General features: G+C 69.0%; 13 protein-coding genes. 10 read left to right on the top strand and 3 right to left on the bottom strand.

The genetic code is table 11. The features are described 5' to 3' along the window. Nucleotides 1-15 precede the first annotated feature (15 nt). From OG329_RS07615 to OG329_RS07575, 9 genes are all read left to right on the top strand, one after another. Nucleotides 16-945: a carbohydrate ABC transporter permease gene (locus OG329_RS07615; protein ID WP_405793571.1), complete on the top strand. Its 930-nt coding sequence runs from the start codon at nucleotides 16-18 to the stop codon at nucleotides 943-945. Then, complete coding sequence (locus OG329_RS07610) at nucleotides 945-1,868, top strand: carbohydrate ABC transporter permease (protein WP_405793570.1); 924 nt, start codon at nucleotides 945-947, stop codon at nucleotides 1,866-1,868. Before OG329_RS07615 ends, OG329_RS07610 begins: the two co-directional genes overlap by 1 nt. A gap of 358 nt (nucleotides 1,869-2,226) precedes the next feature. Beyond that, entirely contained in the window at nucleotides 2,227-3,426 is a 1,200-nt protein-coding gene (locus OG329_RS07605) for an ROK family protein (RefSeq protein WP_405801697.1), read from the top strand. A 121-nt stretch (nucleotides 3,427-3,547) separates the two neighbouring features. Further along, nucleotides 3,548-4,657 carry a substrate-binding domain-containing protein gene (locus OG329_RS07600; RefSeq protein WP_405793569.1) on the top strand — a complete coding sequence of 370 codons (1,110 nt, stop codon included), beginning with the start codon at nucleotides 3,548-3,550 and terminating at the stop codon, nucleotides 4,655-4,657. Nucleotides 4,658-4,901: 244 nt separating this feature from the next. Then, complete coding sequence (locus OG329_RS07595) at nucleotides 4,902-5,690, top strand: ATP-binding cassette domain-containing protein (RefSeq protein WP_405793568.1); 789 nt, start codon at nucleotides 4,902-4,904, stop codon at nucleotides 5,688-5,690. Beyond that, complete coding sequence (locus tag OG329_RS07590) at nucleotides 5,687-6,985, top strand: sugar ABC transporter permease (protein ID WP_405793566.1); 1,299 nt, start codon at nucleotides 5,687-5,689, stop codon at nucleotides 6,983-6,985. The genes OG329_RS07595 and OG329_RS07590 overlap by 4 nt, the downstream gene beginning before the upstream one ends. A gap of 263 nt (nucleotides 6,986-7,248) precedes the next feature. Continuing rightward, nucleotides 7,249-9,186: a 1-deoxy-D-xylulose-5-phosphate synthase gene (gene dxs / locus OG329_RS07585; RefSeq protein WP_405801696.1), complete on the top strand. Its 1,938-nt coding sequence runs from the start codon at nucleotides 7,249-7,251 to the stop codon at nucleotides 9,184-9,186. Between the two features lie 192 nt (nucleotides 9,187-9,378). Then, nucleotides 9,379-10,842 carry an amino acid permease gene (locus tag OG329_RS07580; protein WP_405793565.1) on the top strand — a complete coding sequence of 488 codons (1,464 nt, stop codon included), beginning with the start codon at nucleotides 9,379-9,381 and terminating at the stop codon, nucleotides 10,840-10,842. A gap of 34 nt (nucleotides 10,843-10,876) precedes the next feature. Continuing rightward, nucleotides 10,877-12,397: a glycosyltransferase family 39 protein gene (locus OG329_RS07575; RefSeq protein WP_405793564.1), complete on the top strand. Its 1,521-nt coding sequence runs from the start codon at nucleotides 10,877-10,879 to the stop codon at nucleotides 12,395-12,397. Here OG329_RS07575 and OG329_RS07570 read toward each other — a convergent pair. Next, complete coding sequence (locus OG329_RS07570) at nucleotides 12,373-12,765, bottom strand: NTP pyrophosphohydrolase (RefSeq protein ID WP_405793563.1); 393 nt, start codon at nucleotides 12,763-12,765, stop codon at nucleotides 12,373-12,375. The two genes, OG329_RS07575 and OG329_RS07570, sit on opposite strands and share 25 nt — an antisense overlap. Nucleotides 12,766-12,867: 102 nt before the next feature. Between OG329_RS07570 and OG329_RS07565 the strand changes: the two genes are divergently transcribed. Then, nucleotides 12,868-14,031 (top strand): hypothetical protein, encoded by a 1,164-nt coding sequence (locus tag OG329_RS07565; protein ID WP_405793561.1) that lies wholly within the window; start codon nucleotides 12,868-12,870, stop codon nucleotides 14,029-14,031. Nucleotides 14,032-14,554: 523 nt separating this feature from the next. On the opposite strand, the gene OG329_RS07560 is transcribed toward OG329_RS07565, so the two are convergent. Further along, nucleotides 14,555-16,681 carry a 3-hydroxyacyl-CoA dehydrogenase NAD-binding domain-containing protein gene (locus OG329_RS07560; RefSeq protein WP_405793560.1) on the bottom strand — a complete coding sequence of 709 codons (2,127 nt, stop codon included), beginning with the start codon at nucleotides 16,679-16,681 and terminating at the stop codon, nucleotides 14,555-14,557. Continuing rightward, nucleotides 16,678-17,898, bottom strand: a complete 1,221-nt coding sequence (locus OG329_RS07555) for a thiolase family protein (RefSeq protein WP_405793559.1) — start codon at nucleotides 17,896-17,898, stop codon at nucleotides 16,678-16,680. Before OG329_RS07555 ends, OG329_RS07560 begins: the two co-directional genes overlap by 4 nt. Nucleotides 17,899-18,045 lie beyond the last annotated feature (147 nt).

Genomic DNA, 18,045 nt, shown 5'->3' with positions numbered 1-18,045 from the left:
ATCGGGGTCGGATCAATGCAGCACGGTAAATACCGGTTCATCGTGGGGTTTCTGATCACCCCCTTGGCGTTGTACGCGGTCTTCGTCATATGGCCGTTCATCCAGTCCATCTACTACTCGTTCACGGACTGGACAGGGCTGAGTTCCGACTTCAAGATGGTGGGCTTCGACAACTACAAGAAGATGTTCGAGGACGACGTCTTCTGGAAGTCGTTGCAGCACAGCGTGCTGTTCGTGCTGTTGCTGCCGCTGGTGACGCTCGCCCTCGCGCTGTTCCTCGCCTTCATGATCAATGTCGGCGGGCGGCAGCGGAAAGGCGCGGCGATCACGGGTGTACGCGGTTCTGGTTTCTACAAAATCGCGTATTTCTTCCCGCAGGTGCTCTCCATCGCGATCGTCGCCCTGCTTTTCCAGTTCGCCTACAACCCGGAGAGCGGCGCCATCAACGCGGCGCTCTCCGCGGTGGGCCTGGACAACATCCAGCCGCTCTGGCTGGGTGACCCGGATCTCGCGCTGTGGTGCGTGATGGCGGTCCTGATCTGGAGCACGGTCGGCTTCTTCGTCGTCCTGTTCTCCGCCGGAATGGCCTCCATTCCCAAGGACTACTACGAGGCGGCGCTGCTGGACGGCGCCGACCGGTTCACGACCTTCTTCAAGATCACGCTTCCGCTGCTCTGGGACACCGTGCAGGCGGGCTGGATCTATATGGGCATCCTGGCGCTCGGCGCCGAGGCGTTCGCGGTCGTGCAGATCATGACCATCGGGCCGGGCGGTGGCGGACCCGACTACTCGACCACCATCCTGCCGCTGTACGTCTACCAAACGGCCTTCAGGGACGCCCAGGCCGGTTATGCCACAACGATCGGTGTCGCTCTGCTCGTGGTGACGCTGTCCTTCGCGGCAGTCGTGACGAAGCTGGGCCGGCGCGAGCGGCTGGAGTTCTGATGAAGACCACTGACACACCTCCGGCCGCGCTGCCCGAGGAGCCTCAGGACCGGCCGCCGGTGACCAAGGTGAACGTCCCACCCGTGAAGGAGAAGCGCGAGGGCACCGTCCTCAACGTCTTCTCGCACGGTGTGCTGGTCATCTGGGCGCTGCTGGTCGTCCTGCCGCTGCTGTGGGCGGTGATGTCCTCCTTCAAGGACGACAGCTCCATCTTCAACTCGCCCTGGTCGCTGCCGGACAAGCTCCACTTCGAGAACTGGTCGCGGGCCTGGACCCAGGCGCATATGAGCGACTACTTCTTCAACACCCTTGTGGTGGTGGGTGGTTCGCTGATCGGCACGCTGGTGCTCGGCTCGATGGCCGCGTACGTCCTGGCGCGCTTCGACTTCCCCGGGAACCGCTTCATCTACTTCCTCTTCATCGGAGGAATGAGCTTCCCGATCATCCTGGCGCTGGTCCCGCTGTTCTTCGTCATGAACAACATGGGGCTGCTGAACACCACGCACGGTCTGATCCTGGTGTATATCGCCTATTCACTGCCGTTCACGGTGTTCTTCCTGTCGTCCTTCTTCAGGACGCTGCCCTCCTCGGTGGCGGAGGCGGCGATCATCGACGGCGCCTCGCACACCAGGACCTTCTTCCAGATCATGCTGCCGATGGCCAAGCCGGGTCTGATCAGCGTGGGCATCTTCAACTTCCTCGGCCAGTGGAACCAGTACATGCTGCCGACGGTGCTCAACACCGACCCGGACAAAAAGGTGCTCTCGCAGGGTCTGGTGCAGTTGGCGGTCAGCCAGGGATACAAGGGCGACTACTCCGGGCTTTTCGCCGGGCTGGTGATGGCGATGCTGCCGGTGCTCGCCGCGTACATCATCTTCCAGCGTCAGGTCGTCGCGGGGCTGACGGCGGGAGCGCTGAAGTAGCCACGCGGTCCTACGGGTTCCACCGCTTCTTTCGAACCGCCCTCCGGCCTCTCGCCGGGGGGCGGTTCGCCGCGTTCCGGGACCCCGCGAGCGGGGTTCGTTCGGTAACAATCCCGAGACGAAGGGCGGTTTTTCGCCACCGGACCCCTGCCGAATTCGCCAAAACAGCGATGTTCGCAGGTCAGATGCGTACGTACGGTGCTCATCCGAGTCCGGCACTGCTCAAGGTCTTGACGGGAAGCGGCCCCGAAAGGTGAGCTTAGGGTTCACAAGTTGGAGATACGCCGGGGTTTCACAGGCGCGACCCCGGCCGGGGGCGGCGGTCGTGCCGCCTGCCAAGGGCAGGAGTGGATCAGTGGTGGAGACTCCAGGGTCGCAGTCGTCTCTGCACCGGGCGAACCTCGAGCGGGTCGTACGCGCGGTGCGCATGGCCGGCTCGCTCACCCAGGCGGAGATCGCCCGGAGCACCGGACTGTCGGCGGCCACGGTCTCCAACATCGTCCGCGAGCTGCGGGAGGGCGGCACCGTCGAGGTGACGCCCACCTCGGCGGGGGGCCGCAGGGCCCGCAGCGTCTCGCTCAGCGGTGACGCGGGCATCGTCATCGGCGTCGACTTCGGCCATACGCATCTGCGGGTGGCCGTCGGCAATCTGGCCCACCAGGTGCTCGCCGAGGAGTCCGAACCGCTCGATGTGGACGCCTCGTCGGCGTACGGCTTCGGCCGGGCCGAGGAGCTGGTGGAGAGGCTGATCGAGGCCACCGGGATCGGCCGCCAGAAGGTCATCGGCGTGGGGCTCGGGGTGCCGGGCCCGATCGACGTCGTCACGGGCACGCTCGGCTCCACCTCGATCCTGCCGGGCTGGACGGGGATCAACCCGCGCGAGGAGATGGCGGGCCGGCTCGGCGTGCCGGTGTACGTGGACAACGACGCGAATCTGGGCGCCCTCGGCGAGCTGGTCTGGGGCAGCGGCCGGGGCGTGAAGGACCTCGCCTACATCAAGGTCGCCAGCGGTGTCGGCGCCGGGCTGGTCATAGACGGCCAGATCTACCGGGGACCGGGCGGTACGGCGGGCGAGATCGGGCACATCACGCTGGACGAGTCGGGTCCCGTCTGCCGCTGCGGCAACCGCGGCTGTCTGGAGACCTTCACCGCGGCCCGCTACGTACTGCCGCTGCTGCGCTCCAGCCACGGCCGCGATCTGACCATGGAGCGGGTCGTGCAGTTGGCCAGGGAGGGCGATCCGGGCTGCCGCCGGGTGATCGCCGACGTCGGGCGCCACATCGGCAGCGGCGTCGCGAATCTCTGCAATCTGCTGAACCCCAGCCGGGTGGTGCTCGGCGGTGATTTGGCGGAGGCTGGGGAGCTGGTCCTGGCGCCGATCCGCGAGTCCGTCTCCCGGTACGCGATCCCGAGTGCGGCCAGACAGCTCTCGGTGCTGCCGGGAGCCCTCGGCGGCCGGGCGGAAGTGCTGGGCGCGCTGGCCCTCGTACTGAGCGAGATGGGCGATTCGACCCTCCTTGAGAGCACGCTGCCTGTCGGCTCGGCTGTCTTCACTTAGATAACGAATGGCACCGTTGTCATCTCGTTAAGGATTTACTCCTTGACGCTGCGTCTGCGGCGGAGTTGACTTCCAGCCACCTCGGCCGCAACGTCGCGGCCTCGTCAGGGAGGTTTCTGAAGTGAACGCACATCTCCGACGTGCTGCCGTGGCCGCCGCTGCCACCGCGATGGCCGTCTCGCTCGCCGCTTGTGGAAGCGCCAAAGAGTCCGGTGACTCGGCCAAGGAGTCGAAGAAGGCGGACGGTCCGATCACCATCGGTCTGCTCCTTCCCGAGAACCAGACCGCGCGTTACGAGAAGTTCGACAAGCCGCTGATCGAGAAGAAGGTCAGCGAGCTGACCGGCGGCAAGGGCAAGATCGTCTACGCCAACGCCAAGCAGGACGCGACGACGCAGAACCAGCAGGCCGACACCATGGTCACCAACAAGGTCGACGCGCTGATCGTGGACGCCGTGGACTCCAAGGCCATCACCAGCTCGATCAACAAGGCCAAGGAGGCCGGGATCCCGGTCATCGCCTTCGACCGCCTCGCCGAGGGCCCGATCGACGGCTATGTCTCCTTCGACAACGAAGAGGTCGGCCGCGTCCAGGGCCAGGCGCTCCTGGACGAGCTGGGCACGAAGGCGAAGGACGGTGACATCGTGATGATGAACGGTGCCATCACCGACCCGAACGCCGCGCTGTTCAAGAAGGGCGCCAAGTCCGTCCTCGACGGCAAGGTGACCATCGGCAAGGAGTACGACACCAAGGAGTGGAAGCCGGAGAACGCCAACGCCAACATGGAGGGCGCGATCTCGGCCCTGGGCAAGGACAAGATCGTCGGCGTCTACTCCGCCAACGACGGTATGGCGGGCGGTATCATCACCGCCCTCAAGAGCGCCGGTATCGACCCGCTCCCGCCGGTCACCGGCCAGGACGCCGAACTCGCCGGTGTGCAGCGCATCGTCGCCGGTGAGCAGTTCATGAGCGTCTACAAGCCCTACCCGACGGAGGCGTCCATCGCCGCCGAGATGGCCGTGAAGGTCGCCCAGGGCGAGAAGCTGGACTCCATCGCCAAGACGACGGTCGACAGCGCCACCACCAAGGGTGTCCCGTCGGTCCTCGTCCCGGTCGTCTCCCTGACCAAGGACAACATCAAGGACACGGTCATCAAGGACGGCATCTACACCGTCGACGAGATCTGCACCGCGAAGTACAAGGCGCAGTGCGACGCCGCCGGCCTCAGCTAGGCCATGGCATCGACGTAGCCAGACCGCGGAAATCCCCCTGAAGCCTGTCCGGCGCCCCGCCCTCAACTGTCCCGCTACCGGCGGGGCGCCGGACGGACCACTTCACGGATCTTCCCGCGGTCGCCCGTAGTTCCCGTCGTTGTTCCCGTCGTTCCCGCAGTTCCGCGGTTCTCTCTTCTGCTCGACCCCCGCGCCCGCCCACCCCCGAGGGCGCGGTATCCCCGCCGGCCAGGCGGCGAAGGAGATGGTTTACGTGACCGCTACGCCCGTGCTGGCGTTGCGAGGGGTCTCCAAGCGGTTCGGTGCCGTGCAGGCGCTCACCGACGTAGAGCTTGAGGTCCACGCCGGACAGGTCGTCGCCCTCGTGGGCGACAACGGCGCCGGTAAATCCACGCTGGTCAAGACGATCGCCGGAGTCCACCCCATCGATGACGGAGTCATCGAGTGGCAGGGCGGCTCCGTCGCGATCAACAAGCCGCACGACGCCCAGGAGTTGGGAGTCGCGACCGTCTACCAGGACCTCGCGCTCTGCGACAACCTCGATGTCGTCGGCAATCTGTACCTCGGCCGGGAGCTGCGCTCCTGGGGCGTCCTCAACGAGGTCGAGATGGAGCGCCGCGCCCGCGAACTCCTCAACACGCTCTCGATCCGCATCCCCAGCGTGCGCATCCCGATCGCCTCGCTCTCCGGCGGCCAGCGCCAGACCGTGGCCATCGCCCGGTCCATGCTCGGCGAGCCCAAGCTGGTGATCCTCGACGAGCCCACCGCGGCCCTCGGCGTCGAGCAGACCGCCCAGGTCCTCGACCTGGTCGAGCGGCTGCGCGAGCGTGGTTACGCCGTGATCCTCGTCAGCCACAACATGGAGGACGTCCGCGCGGTCGCCGACAAGGTCGCCGTGCTCAGGCTGGGCCGTAACAACGGCTTCTTCGACGTCGCCAGCACCTCGCAGGAAGACATCATTTCCGCGATCACCGGTGCCACGGACAACGCCGTGACCCGCCGCGCGGCGCGCAACGTGGAGGTTAAGAAGTGAGCGTCGACAAGACCTCCGCGCCGGTCGGCACCGGCACCGCCGATGAAGTGCCCGCCCCGGCGGCCGGCGCGGCCACCGTCACGGTGGACCCCCGGCTCCTCGTCCGCGAGCAGGGCTTCGCGGGTTATCTGTCGGAGTTCAAGCGCAAGATGCGCGGCGGTGACCTCGGTTCGATACCGGTCGTCATCGGCCTGATCATCATCTGGGCGATCTTCGCCAGCCTGAACTCGAACTTCCTCACCGCCGGCAACCTCACCAACATCTCGGTCGCCATGGTCGGCACCGGCATGATCGCGGTCGGTATCGTCTTCGTCCTGCTGCTCGGCGAGATCGACCTGTCGGTCGGCTCGGTCAGCGGTGTGGCGGGCGCCGCCTTCGCGGTCCTCGCCGTCACCCACGGCATGGCGGAGTGGCTGGCGCTGATCCTCGCCATCCTGACCGGCGCCGTCGCGGGCGCCATCCACGGCTTTTTCTTCGCCCGCGTGGGCGTGCCCGCGTTCGCCGTCACCCTCGCCGGTCTGCTGTTCTGGAACGGCTTCATGCTCCAGATCCTCGGCGACGACGGCACCATCAACCTGGACCCCGACGGCCTCGTCGGCAAGCTGACCGGCTACTACTTCTCCGACATCGCCGCCGCCTACGGGCTCGCGGTGATCGCGGTGGCCGCCTACTTCCTGTCGGCGTTCTTCGACAACCGCCACCGGGCCGCCGCCGGTGTCCCGTCCCGCCCGCTGAGCGAGATCATCGTCCGTACGGCGCTGCTCGCCGTCCTGGCGTTCGCCGTGGCGATCATGTTCAACCAGAACAAGGGCCTGCCCCTGGCCGTCGTGATCTTCCTGATCGTGCTGGTGCTGACGGACTTCGTGCTCCGCCGTACCGCGTTCGGCCGCAAGATCTTCGCGCTCGGCGGCAGCGTCGAGGCGTCCCGCCGCGCCGGTATCAGCGTCGTCGGCGTACGGATCGCGGTCTTCTCCATCGCGGGCACCTTCGCCGCGATCGGCGGTCTGTTCATCGCCTCGAAGATCGCCTCCGCCAACCAGGGCGCCGGCGCCGGTGAGCTGCTGATGAACGCCATCGCGGCGGCCGTCATCGGTGGCACCAGCCTCTTCGGCGGCCGTGGCCGTACCTGGAACGCGCTGCTCGGTGTGCTGGTCATCACGTCGATCCAGTACGGACTGGCGCTCCAGGGCATCGCGTCGCCGATCCAGTACATGATCACCGGTGGTGTGCTTCTCGCCACCGTCGTCATCGACGCCGTCACCCGGAAGACCCAGAAGACCGCGGGTCGCGCCTGACAGCACCTGACAGCGCCCGACAGCGGTCGTCGCACGTCGTGCCCGGTACCGGAGCCCCGGTGCCGGGCATGTCCGTGTCCCGGACGTACCTTCGGGCGCGTTCGACCGGCATGCGTACACACGCTCGTACGGTGAATGGCGTGCCGCCCGATGACGCACGCCGCGACGGGAACATTAGACTCGGCGGACCGGCATGCCAGATCCGTTCAACGCAAGGAGGCACGGTGACACAGCCGCGCGCAGCGCGACCGCCCGAGGCGGCGGTGGGCGACGGATGGGACCTGCTGACCCGGATCAAGGGCCCGCGTGATCTGGACCGCCTCGGCCCCGAGCAGTTGGACCAGCTCGCCAGTGAGATCCGGTCCTTCCTCGTCGACGCCGTCTCCAAGACCGGCGGACACCTCGGTCCCAACCTCGGGGTCGTCGAGCTGACGATCGCCCTGCACCGGGTCTTCGACTCGCCGAAGGACAAGGTCCTCTTCGACACCGGCCACCAGGCTTATGTCCACAAACTGCTCACGGGACGTCAGGACTTCTCCAAGCTCAAGGGCAAGGGCGGCCTGTCCGGCTACCCGTCCAGGGCCGAGTCCGACCACGACATCATCGAGAACTCGCACGCCTCGACGGTCCTCGGCTGGGCCGACGGCCTCGCCAAGGCGAATCAGGTCCTCGGCCGCGACGACCACGTGGTCGCCGTCATCGGCGACGGCGCGCTCACCGGCGGTATGGCCTGGGAGGCGCTGAACAACATCGCCGCCGCCAAGGACCGCCCGCTCGTCATCGTCGTCAACGACAACGAGCGCTCCTACGCGCCCACCATCGGCGGCCTCGCGAACCATCTCGCGACCCTGCGCACCACCGACGGTTACGAGCGCTTCCTGGCCCGCGGCAAGGACATCCTGGAGCGCACCCCGGTCGTCGGCCGGCCTCTCTACGAGACGCTGCACGGCGCGAAGAAGGGGCTCAAGGACTTCATCGCCCCCCAGGGCATGTTCGAAGACCTCGGCCTGAAGTACGTGGGCCCGATCGACGGACACGACGTGGAGGCCATGGAATCGGCCCTCCAGCGCGCCAAGCGCTTCGGCGGCCCCGTCATCATCCACTGCCTCACCGAGAAGGGCCGCGGCTACCAGCCCGCGCTCCAGGACGAGGCGGACCGCTTCCACGCCGTGGGCAAGATCCACCCCGACACCGGTCTGCCGATCGCCAGCTCCGGCACCGACTGGACCTCGGTGTTCGGCGAGGAGATGGTCAAACTCGGCAAGGAGCGCCCCGACATCGTCGCCATCACGGCCGCGATGCTCCAGCCGGTCGGTCTGGAGAAGTTCGCGAAGGCGTTCCCGGACCGCGTGTACGACGTGGGGATCGCCGAGCAGCACGGGGCGGCGTCGGCGGCCGGCCTGGCCACCGGCGGACTGCACCCCGTCTTCGCCGTGTACGCGACGTTCCTCAACCGCGCCTTCGACCAGGTCCTGCTGGACGTCGCCCTGCACAACTGCGGTGTGACGTTCGTCCTCGACCGCGCCGGCATCACCGGCACCGACGGCGCCTCCCACAACGGCATGTGGGACATGTCGATCCTCCAGTGCGTGCCCCACCTGCGGATCGCCGCCCCGCGCGACGCCGACCAGGTGCGCGCACAGCTCCGCGAGGCCGTCGCCGTCGAGGACGCGCCGACCGTGGTGCGCTTCTCCAAGGGCGCCGTGGGCCCCGCGGTCGCCGCCGTGGGCAAGGTCGGCGGCATGGACGTGCTGCGCAGGCCGCCGGAGGGCACGGGCGCCCCCGATGTGCTGCTGGTGTCGGTCGGCGCGCTCGCCCCGATGTGCCTGGAGATCGCCGATCTCCTTGACAAGCAGGGCATTTCGACGACGGTGGTCGACCCGCGCTGGGTCAAGCCCGTGGACGAGGCGCTGGCGCCGCTCGCCGAAGGGCACCGTGTCGTCGTCACCGTCGAGGACAACAGCCGCGCGGGCGGCGTCGGTTCGGCCGTCGCCCAGTCCCTTCGGGACGCCGGGGTCGACATCCCCCTGCGGGACTTCGGCATCCCGGCGCGCTTCCTCGACCACGCGTCGCGCAAGGAGGTGCTGGCCGAGATCGGGCTGACGGCGCCGGACATCGCGCGCCAGGTCACCGGCCTCGTGTCGAGGATCGACGGCCGCATGGCCGGCGAGCCGTCGGCCGAGGAGATCACGCGCGACTGATCAGCGCGAGCGGACACATCGGCGGATGGGCCGGTCGGACTCCCTGTACGGGTGGTCCGACCGGCCCATCCGTGTGAAAAAAGCGCTTCCGGGCACCGGGGTCGCCGGGCACCTCTCGATCATGGCGGCAACCACGCACACGGAGGTACGCCGGTGAGCACCCAGCACGACACGGGACGCACACGACATTCGATGTTCCGCACGAAATCCGTCGAACAGTCGATCCGGGACACCGAGGAGCCGGAGCACGCGCTCAAGAAGTCGCTCTCCGCGCTGGATCTGACGGTCTTCGGCGTCGGCGTCATCATCGGCACCGGCATCTTCGTCCTCACCGGCGCGGTCGCCAAGGACAACGCGGGCCCCGCCACCGCCCTCGCCTTCGTCGCCGCCGGTGTCGTCTGCGCCCTCGCGGCCGTGTGCTACGCCGAGTTCGCGTCGACCGTGCCGGTGGCCGGGTCCGCGTACACCTTCAGCTACGCCTCACTGGGCGAGCTGCCCGCCTGGATCATCGGCTGGGACCTGGTCCTCGAATTCGCCCTCGCCACCGCCGTGGTGGCTGTCGGCTGGTCCGGCTACGTGCGCTCGCTGCTCGACAACGCGGACTGGCATCTGCCCCAGGCCCTCGCGGGCACCAGCACCGAAACCGGCTTCGGCTTCGACCTGTTGGCCTTTCTCCTCGTCCTCCTGCTGACCGGGATCCTCGTCCTCGGGATGAAACTCTCCGCCCGTGTCACCGCCGTTGTCGTGGCCGTCAAGGTGACCGTCGTCCTGATCGTCATCATCGCCGGCTCGTTCTTCATCGACCCCGCGAACTACTCGCCGTTCATCCCCAAGGCCGAACCCCAGCCCTCGGGCGCCGGACTGACCTCCCCGCTGATCCAGCTCATGTTCGGCTACGCGCCCACCAACTTCGGCGTCATGGGCATCTTCACCGCCGCCTCCGTCGTCTTCTTCGCCTTCATCGGCTTCGACATCGTCGCCACGGCGGCCGAGGAGACGAAGGTGCCGCAGCGAGACGTGCCGCGCGGCATCCTCGGCTCACTCATCATCTGCACCGTGCTCTACGTGGCCGTGTCCATCGTCGTCACCGGCATGCAGCACTACACCCAACTCACCGTGGACGCACCGCTCGCCGACGCCTTCAAGGCCACCGGGCATCCGTTCTACGCGGGCGTCATCAGCTTCGGGGCCGCCGTCGGCCTCACCAGCGTGTGCATGATCCTGCTGCTCGGCCAGACCCGGGTGTTCTTCGCGATGAGCCGCGACGGACTGCTCCCCAGGGTCTTCTCGCACGTCCACCCCAAGTTCCGTACCCCGTACCGCTCGACGGTGCTGCTCGGTGTGATCATCGCGATCGTCGCGGGCTTCACCAGCATCGAGGAGCTGGCCGCCCTGGTGAACATCGGCACCCTCTTCGCCTTCGTCGTCGTCGCGATCGGCGTGGTCATCCTGCGCCGTACCCGCCCCGATCTGCCGAGGTCCTTCCGCACCCCGCTGGTGCCGTGGCTGCCGGCCGCGTCCGTGCTCGCCTCGCTGTGGCTGATGCTCAACCTGCCCGCCGAGACCTGGCTGCGCTTCGCCATCTGGATGGCCGTCGGTGTGGTCGTGTACTTCGCCTACGGCCGGCGCAACAGCCGCCTGGGCAAATCCGGCTGACGCCCCCTCAGTCACTACCGCACGAAAGTCGCGCATGCCCGTCGAGACGCCGTCCGCCGCACCACGCCTCTCACCCACCCGCCGGGAGCCCGCCCGGCCACGGACCGCCCCCACGGCCGTGTACGGCTACTGGACACGGCTGCTGCCCCTCCTGGCCGCCCTGGCCCTCGCCATCCGTCTCCCGTCCTTCCTGCACCCCTTCTGGAGCCCGGACGAGGGGTATCTCGCCGTACAGGCCCGGATACTGGCGGACGGCGGCGAGTTGTACGAGACGGTCGTCGACCGCAAGCCGCCTCTGCTGCCGTGGCTGTACGAGGCGACGTTCACGGTCTTCGGCGACGGATCGCAGCACGCGATGAAACTCCTGGCGATCACCGCCCAGTTCACCACGGCCGCCCTGCTCGCGGCCTTCGCGAGGCGCCGCTGGGGCGACCGGTCCGGCGTCATGGCCGCGGTGCTCTTCCTGCTGATCTCCGTCGGGTTCATCCCGCAGGACAGCCAGGCCACCACCTTCGAGGTCTTCATACTGCCCTGGACAGTAGCGGCCGTCCTGTGCGCCGACCGGGGCCGCTGGGGCGCCGCCGGGGCGGCGGTCGCCGGGGCGTTCCTCACCAAGCAGACCGGCGGTGTGGTCCTCGTCCCCGTCCTGTGGCTGCTCTGGCGATCCGCGGGCGTGCCCGTCCCACTGCGAACGGGCCTGCTCCGTACGGCAGTCGGCTTCGCCGCACCCGTCCTCCTCGCCTCGCTCCTCACCGACCCGGCGGGCTTCGTCTTCTGGATCGTCACCGGATCGGGGGCGTACGCCTTCTCCCTGACCGGCTCCGAACTCCACGTCCTCAACCGCGCGTTCGTGAACACCGCACTGCTCTGCCTCGCCTGCGCCGGCCTCCTCCCGCCACTCTGCAGGGCCCTGCGCACCCCCCGCCACCCGGCAGGGAAACCCCTCACCGATCTCTGGGTCTGGTTCGCCGCGTCCGCCGGAGCGGTCATCGTCGGCTTCCACTTCTTCGGCCACTACTTCCAGCAACTCCTGCCGCCCATCGCCCTGTTGGCGACCGCCGCCCTGCGCCCGCTGCACCGCGAACGGCTCAGATCCGTCCTGTCGGTCCCCGCCTGCGTCTGCGGCCTCTTCGTGGTCTGGGCCGTCTTCGCACCCCGCCCGGAGCTGGACCACGCCGCACGCGTCGCCACCGCCGTACGGGAACACACCGCCCCCACCGACCGCGTCCTCGTGTGGGGCATACACCCACAGACCTACCGGCTGGCCGACCGCGCCCCCGCCAGCCGCTATCTGACCGCCGGGCTCCTCACCAACTTCAGCGGCGGCAGGAACGGTCCCCAGGTGGGCGAGGCGTACGGGGTGCCCGGCGCCTGGCGGGTCTTCGCCGCCGAGATGCGGGCACGGCCGCCCGCGCTGATCGTGGACGACTCACGGGGCAAGCCCTACACCCCCGAACGCGTCCCGACTCTGCGCCGGCTGCTGGCCGATCAGTACGAACCGCTTCCCGGGACCGTCGAGGGCACGGTCTTCTACGTGCGCTCGTCCGGGAGTTGACGCACCGTCCGGGGCCCGACACAACGCGCGCCGTACGCCTCGACCCGGCGCCGCAGCTCCCGGTCGGCGGTCACCACGACACACGGCCGCTCTCCCGCGTCCCGCGCCAGCTCGGCGATCAGATCGTCTCCGCTGCCGGGCGCCGACTCCACCCGCACCCCGGGCACCGGCTCCACCCCCCGGGCCCGGCCCTCCACGACCAGCACCAGCTCCACGGGCCCGGGAGCCCCGGCGCCGGGCAGCCCCTCCTCGGCGACCGGCACCAGTTGGTCCCGCAGCCGCTCGGCCGCCGCACGCCGGTCGCGCCACCATCCGTCGGGCACCGAACCGACCACGTTCGCCCCGTCGACGATCAGTAGAATCCGCACCTCAGGAGCGTGCCACAACCGTCCGGGGCGGTACGGTTCCAGGTCGCCCCCGAATGCTATCGTCGGGGAAATTTCATGCGCTGGGGAAGGTGGCAGTGGGTCATGGCACTGCGGTCCGCACGGACGTCGAAACGATCCGGACGCACCCCCGGCGAAGCCCCCGACACCGGCGGCCGGCCGGCTGAATCCGCCTCCGTACCCGTCCCCGCCTCCGACAGCGCGCTGCCCATGACCACCAACTGGCTGCTGCGCGGCAAGGACGGCAGGCTCACCGCGTACGCGCCCGCCGAGGACGGGGTGCTGCGGTGGACGGAGGAACGGCTCGGCGGCCCGCGCTGGTCGGACCCCGAACTGCTCGAAGCCCCCGGCCTGTTGCCGTATCTGTCCATCGCCAGCGGCGCCCAGGGCTATGTCCATCTGGTGGGCCTGCGCCGCAGACCCGCCGCCGGCGGGCAGATCCGCACGGACGTCGTCTACGCCGTGCAGTTCCAGACCGGCCGCCCGCTGCGCGACTGGCAGGCGCTCGGTACGCCGTACCCGAAGGACCTCGCCAGAGGCGGCCTGCTCGGCCTGCCCTCGGCGGTGATCGACCCCAACGGCTCGCTGCACCTGTTCGCCCGCAACGCCGGCCGCGGTCTGTCGGCCCGCCTCCAGAAGCCCAGCGGGGCCTGGCTCGCGTGGGCGGACCTCAAGGGGTCCAGGATGACCGGCGAGGCGGCGGCCGTCGTCGGCGAGGACGGTCTGATCGAGGTCCTGGGCCCGACCGACGACGCGGTCATGCGCTGGCGCCAGCCCAAGGTGGCGGCGAAGGCCGAGCGCGACCCCAAGAGCTTCGCGGCGCGCGTCACCCCCGGCACACTCACCTCGGAGCGCACCGGCGGCGACCGCCTCACGCACTACTGGCGCGACACCGACGACCGTACGGTGCACGCCTGGCGCCTCGAAGGGGGCGAGAGCGCCCCGCTGGGCGGCCCCGGCACCGGACCGATCGCCCTGCTCCGTACCCCCGTCGACGGCCACGACTGCACGATCCTGGCCCAGCGCGGACTCGACGGCCGGCCCGCGCTCGCCGCGTACCCGACGGAGGACGAGGCGGCCGGCGTCACCTGGACGCCGACGGGCGAGGAGTGCGTGGGCGCGCCCGCGCTGGCGCTGGACGGGCAGGGCAGGGTGGTGATGGCCGCCATCGCCACGGACGGCGGCCTGCGGGTGGCCCGCCAGAAGGCGGAGCCGGGGTTGGCGCTGGAGGCGTGGTCGCGGGTCTGACGGGTCCGCGGGTCGGTGGTCGTCGTCCTCAAGCGCCGGACGGGCTGGGTGGGTTGCGGTGGTGGCCGGGTGCCGCTCCGGGGTCATGGCCGGACGGCGTGATTTACGCCGCGTGCAGGGTTCGTTGGACCCGACGACCCAACCTGTCCACGCGACACAAATCAGCCTGAGTGTCCGACCACGACCCCTACGCGTCCCCCTTCCAACCCGCAGGGGAGTGGGGTGTTGACCGCGGCACGTGGCGGTGTGAGGGGGCGGGGTCGCAGGACGGGTGTGTTCGGACACTCAGGCTGATTCGTGGTGCGTGAGAATGCCGGGTCGTCGGCTCCAACGAGCGTTGCACGCGCCGTAAATCATGCCGTCCGGCCATACCGGTCCGGAGACCCCGAACCCCGACCGGGCACACGACAACGGCAACCCGCACCACCCGGCCCGGCCGGCGCTTGAGGCCACCCACCGGCCCGCGGGAACACGCAGGCGGGGCCGGACGGAAGACTCCGCCCGGCCCCGCCGCCGAAACGCGCTACGCCGGCACGCTCGCGACGCCCCGCTCCAGGAACGGCTTCCCGTTCACCCGTTCCGAGACGCCCTCACGGTCCAAGTACGGGGTGATGCCGCCCAGATGGAACGGCCAGCCCGCGCCCGTGAGCAGGCACAGGTCGATGTCCTGGGCCTCGGCGACGACACCCTCGTCCAGCATCAGACCGATCTCCTGGGCCACGGCGTCGAGCACGCGCGCCCGGGTCTGATCCTCCGTCAGCACCGTGTCGCCCTGCTTGAGCAGCGCCACGACCTCCGGGTCCAGCTCCGGCTTCCCGGAGCCGTACACGTAGAAGCCCCGCTTGCCCGCCTTCACCACGGCCGCCAAGTTCTGCGAGACCGTGAAGCGGTCCGGGAAGGCCCGGTTGAGGGTTTCGGAGACATGCAGACCGATCGCGGGCCCGACCAGCTCCAGCAGGACCAGCGGTGACATCGGCAGCCCCAGCGGCTCGACGGCCCGCTCCGCCACGTCGACCGGGGTGCCCTCGTCGATGACGTTCTGGATCTCGCCCATGAAGCGGGTGAGGATGCGGTTGACGACGAACGCCGGGGCGTCCTTCACCAGCACCGCGCTCTTCTTGAGCTTCTTCGCGACACCGAACGCCGTCGCCAGCGACGCGTCGTCCGTCTTCTCACCGCGCACGATCTCCAACAGCGGCAGGATCGCCACCGGGTTGAAGAAGTGGAAACCGACGACCCGCTCCGGGTTCTTCAGCTTCGACGCCATCTCGGACACCGACAGCGACGAGGTGTTCGTGGCGAGGATCGCGTGCGCCGGGGCGACCGCCTCGACCTCCGCGAACACCTGCTGCTTGACGCCCATCTCCTCGAAGACGGCCTCGATGACGAAGTCCGCGTCGGCGAAACCGTCGGCCTTGTCCAGCACCCCGGTGACCAGGCCCTTGTAACGGTTGGCCTTGTCCTGGTTGATCCGGCCCTTGCCGAGCAGCTTGTCGATCTCGGCGTGGACATAGCCCACACCCTTGTCGATGCGCTCCTGGTCGATGTCCGTGAGCACCACGGGCACTTCGAGCCTGCGCAGGAACAACAGCGCCAACTGCGAGGCCATCAGACCGGCTCCGACGACACCGACCTTGGTGACGGGACGTGCCAGCGACTTGTCCGGCGCCCCCGCCGGACGCTTGGCGCGCCGCTGCACCAGATTGAACGCGTAGATCCCGGACCGCAGTTCACCGCCCATGATCAGGTCGGCGAGCGCGGCGTCCTCGGCGTCGTAACCCGCCTGGAGGTCACCGTCCTTGGCGGCGGCGATGATCTCCAGCGCGCGATAGGCGGCCGGGGCGGCGCCGTGCACCTTGGAGTCGGCGACGAACCTGCCGCGCGCGACCGCCTGGTCCCAGGCATCGCCCCGGTCGATCGCCGCCCGCTCGACCGTCAGCTCGCCGCTCAGGACCGAGGCGGTCCACAGCAGCGACCGCTCCAGGAAGTCCGCGCCCTCGAACAGGGCGTCGGCGATGCCCAGTTCATAGACCTGGGCGCCCTTGAGCTGCTTGTTCTGATTGAGCGAGTTCTCGATGATCACCGTGACCGCGCGGTCGGCGCCGATCAGATTCGGCAGCAGCGTGCAGCCGCCCCAGCCGGGGACCAGACCGAGGAAGACCTCGGGCAGCGAGAAGGCGGGCAGCGCGGCGGAGACCGTACGGTACGAGCAGTGCAGCCCGATCTCGACGCCACCGCCCATCGCGGCACCGTTGTAGTACGCGAACGTCGGCACCGCGAGCGCCGCCAGCCGCTTGAAGACGTCGTGGCCGCCCTTGCCGATGGCCAGCGCGTCCTCGTGCCGCTTCAGCACCTCGACGCCCTTGAGGTCGGCGCCGACGGCGAAGATGAACGGTTTGCCGGTGACACCGACACCGACGATCTTGCCTGCGGCGGCCTCGGCCTCGACCTGGTCGATCGCCGCGTCGACATTGGCCAGCGACTGCGGGCCGAACGTGGTCGGCTTGGTGTGGTCCAGCCCGTTGTCCAGCGTGATGAGCGCGAACGTGCCCACCCCGCCCGGGAGTTCGATGTGGCGTACGTGCGCCCGGGTGACGACCTCGTCCGGGAACAACTCGGCCGCGCCTTTCAGGAGTTCGGCGGTGCTCACTTGTTTCCTCCGTCGAAGTGCGGGTTCTCCCAGACGACCGTCGCGCCCATGCCGAAGCCGACGCACATGGTGGTGATTCCGTAGCGCACGTGCGGCTGCTCCTCGAACTGCCGGGCCAGTTGCGTCATCAGCCGTACACCGGAGGACGCGAGCGGGTGGCCGTACGCGATGGCGCCGCCGTACTGGTTGACACGCGGGTCGTCGTCGGCGATGCCGTAGTGGTCGAGGAAGGCCAACACCTGTACGGCGAAAGCCTCGTTGATCTCGAACAGGCCGATGTCACCGATCGACAGACCGGCCTTGGCCAGCGCCTTCTCGGTCGACGGGATCGGACCGAAGCCCATGACCTCCGGCTCGACACCCGCGTACGCGTAGCTCACGAGGCGCATCTTGACCGGCAGCCCGGCCTCGCGCGCGAACTCCTCGGAGGCGATCAGCGAGGCGGTGGCACCGTCGTTCAGCCCCGCCGCGTTGCCGGCCGTGACCCGGCCGTGCGGCCGGAACGGCGTCTTGAGCGAGGCCAGCGACTCCAGCGTCGTACCGGGGCGCATCGGCTCGTCCTCGGTGGCCAGACCCCACCCCGTCTCGCCGCCCTGGGGGTCGGTGCGGCGTACCGAGATCGGCACGAGGTCCTGCTGAATGCTGCCGTTCGCGTAGGCCTTGGCGGCCTTCTCCTGCGAGCGCACGGCGTACTCGTCGGCGCGCCGCTTGGTGATGTGCGGGAAGCGGTCGTGCAGGTTCTCCGCCGTCATGCCCATGAACAGGGCGGACTCGTCGACCAGCTTCTCCGAGACGAAGCGCGGATTCGGGTCGACGCCCTCGCCCATCGGGTGGCGCCCCATGTGCTCGACACCGCCGGCGACGACGACGTCGTACGCGCCGAAGGCGATGGACCCGGCGGTGGTGGTCACGGCGGTCATCGCGCCCGCGCACATGCGGTCGATGGAGTAGCCGGGAACGGACTGCGGCAGCCCGGCGAGGATCCCGGCGGTACGCCCGAGAGTCAGCCCCTGGTCACCGATCTGCGTGGTCGCGGCGATGGCGACCTCGTCGATCTTCACAGGGTCCAGGCCCGGGTTACGGCGCAGCAGCTCCCGGATCGCCTTCACGACCAGGTCGTCGGCCCGGGTCTCGTAGTAGATGCCCTTCGGACCCGCCTTGCCGAACGGGGTGCGGACGCCGTCGACGAAGACGACATCCCTGACGGTACGAGGCACGATGGCTCTCCTTCAGGGTGCGAGGGTGGCTCTGCTGCGAAACCCTATGCTACTTGCGGGTAACCGCACTGCCCAGAGCGGAGAGGTGTTCCCCGGATCACGGGCCGCTGTCCAACCCCACCCCCTGCGGGTTGAAGGGGGACGCGC

Source organism: Streptomyces sp. NBC_01506, assembly GCF_045040295.1.
GTDB lineage: Bacteria > Actinomycetota > Actinomycetes > Streptomycetales > Streptomycetaceae > Streptomyces.
This window is presented reverse-complemented; position numbering and strand designations above follow the sequence as displayed.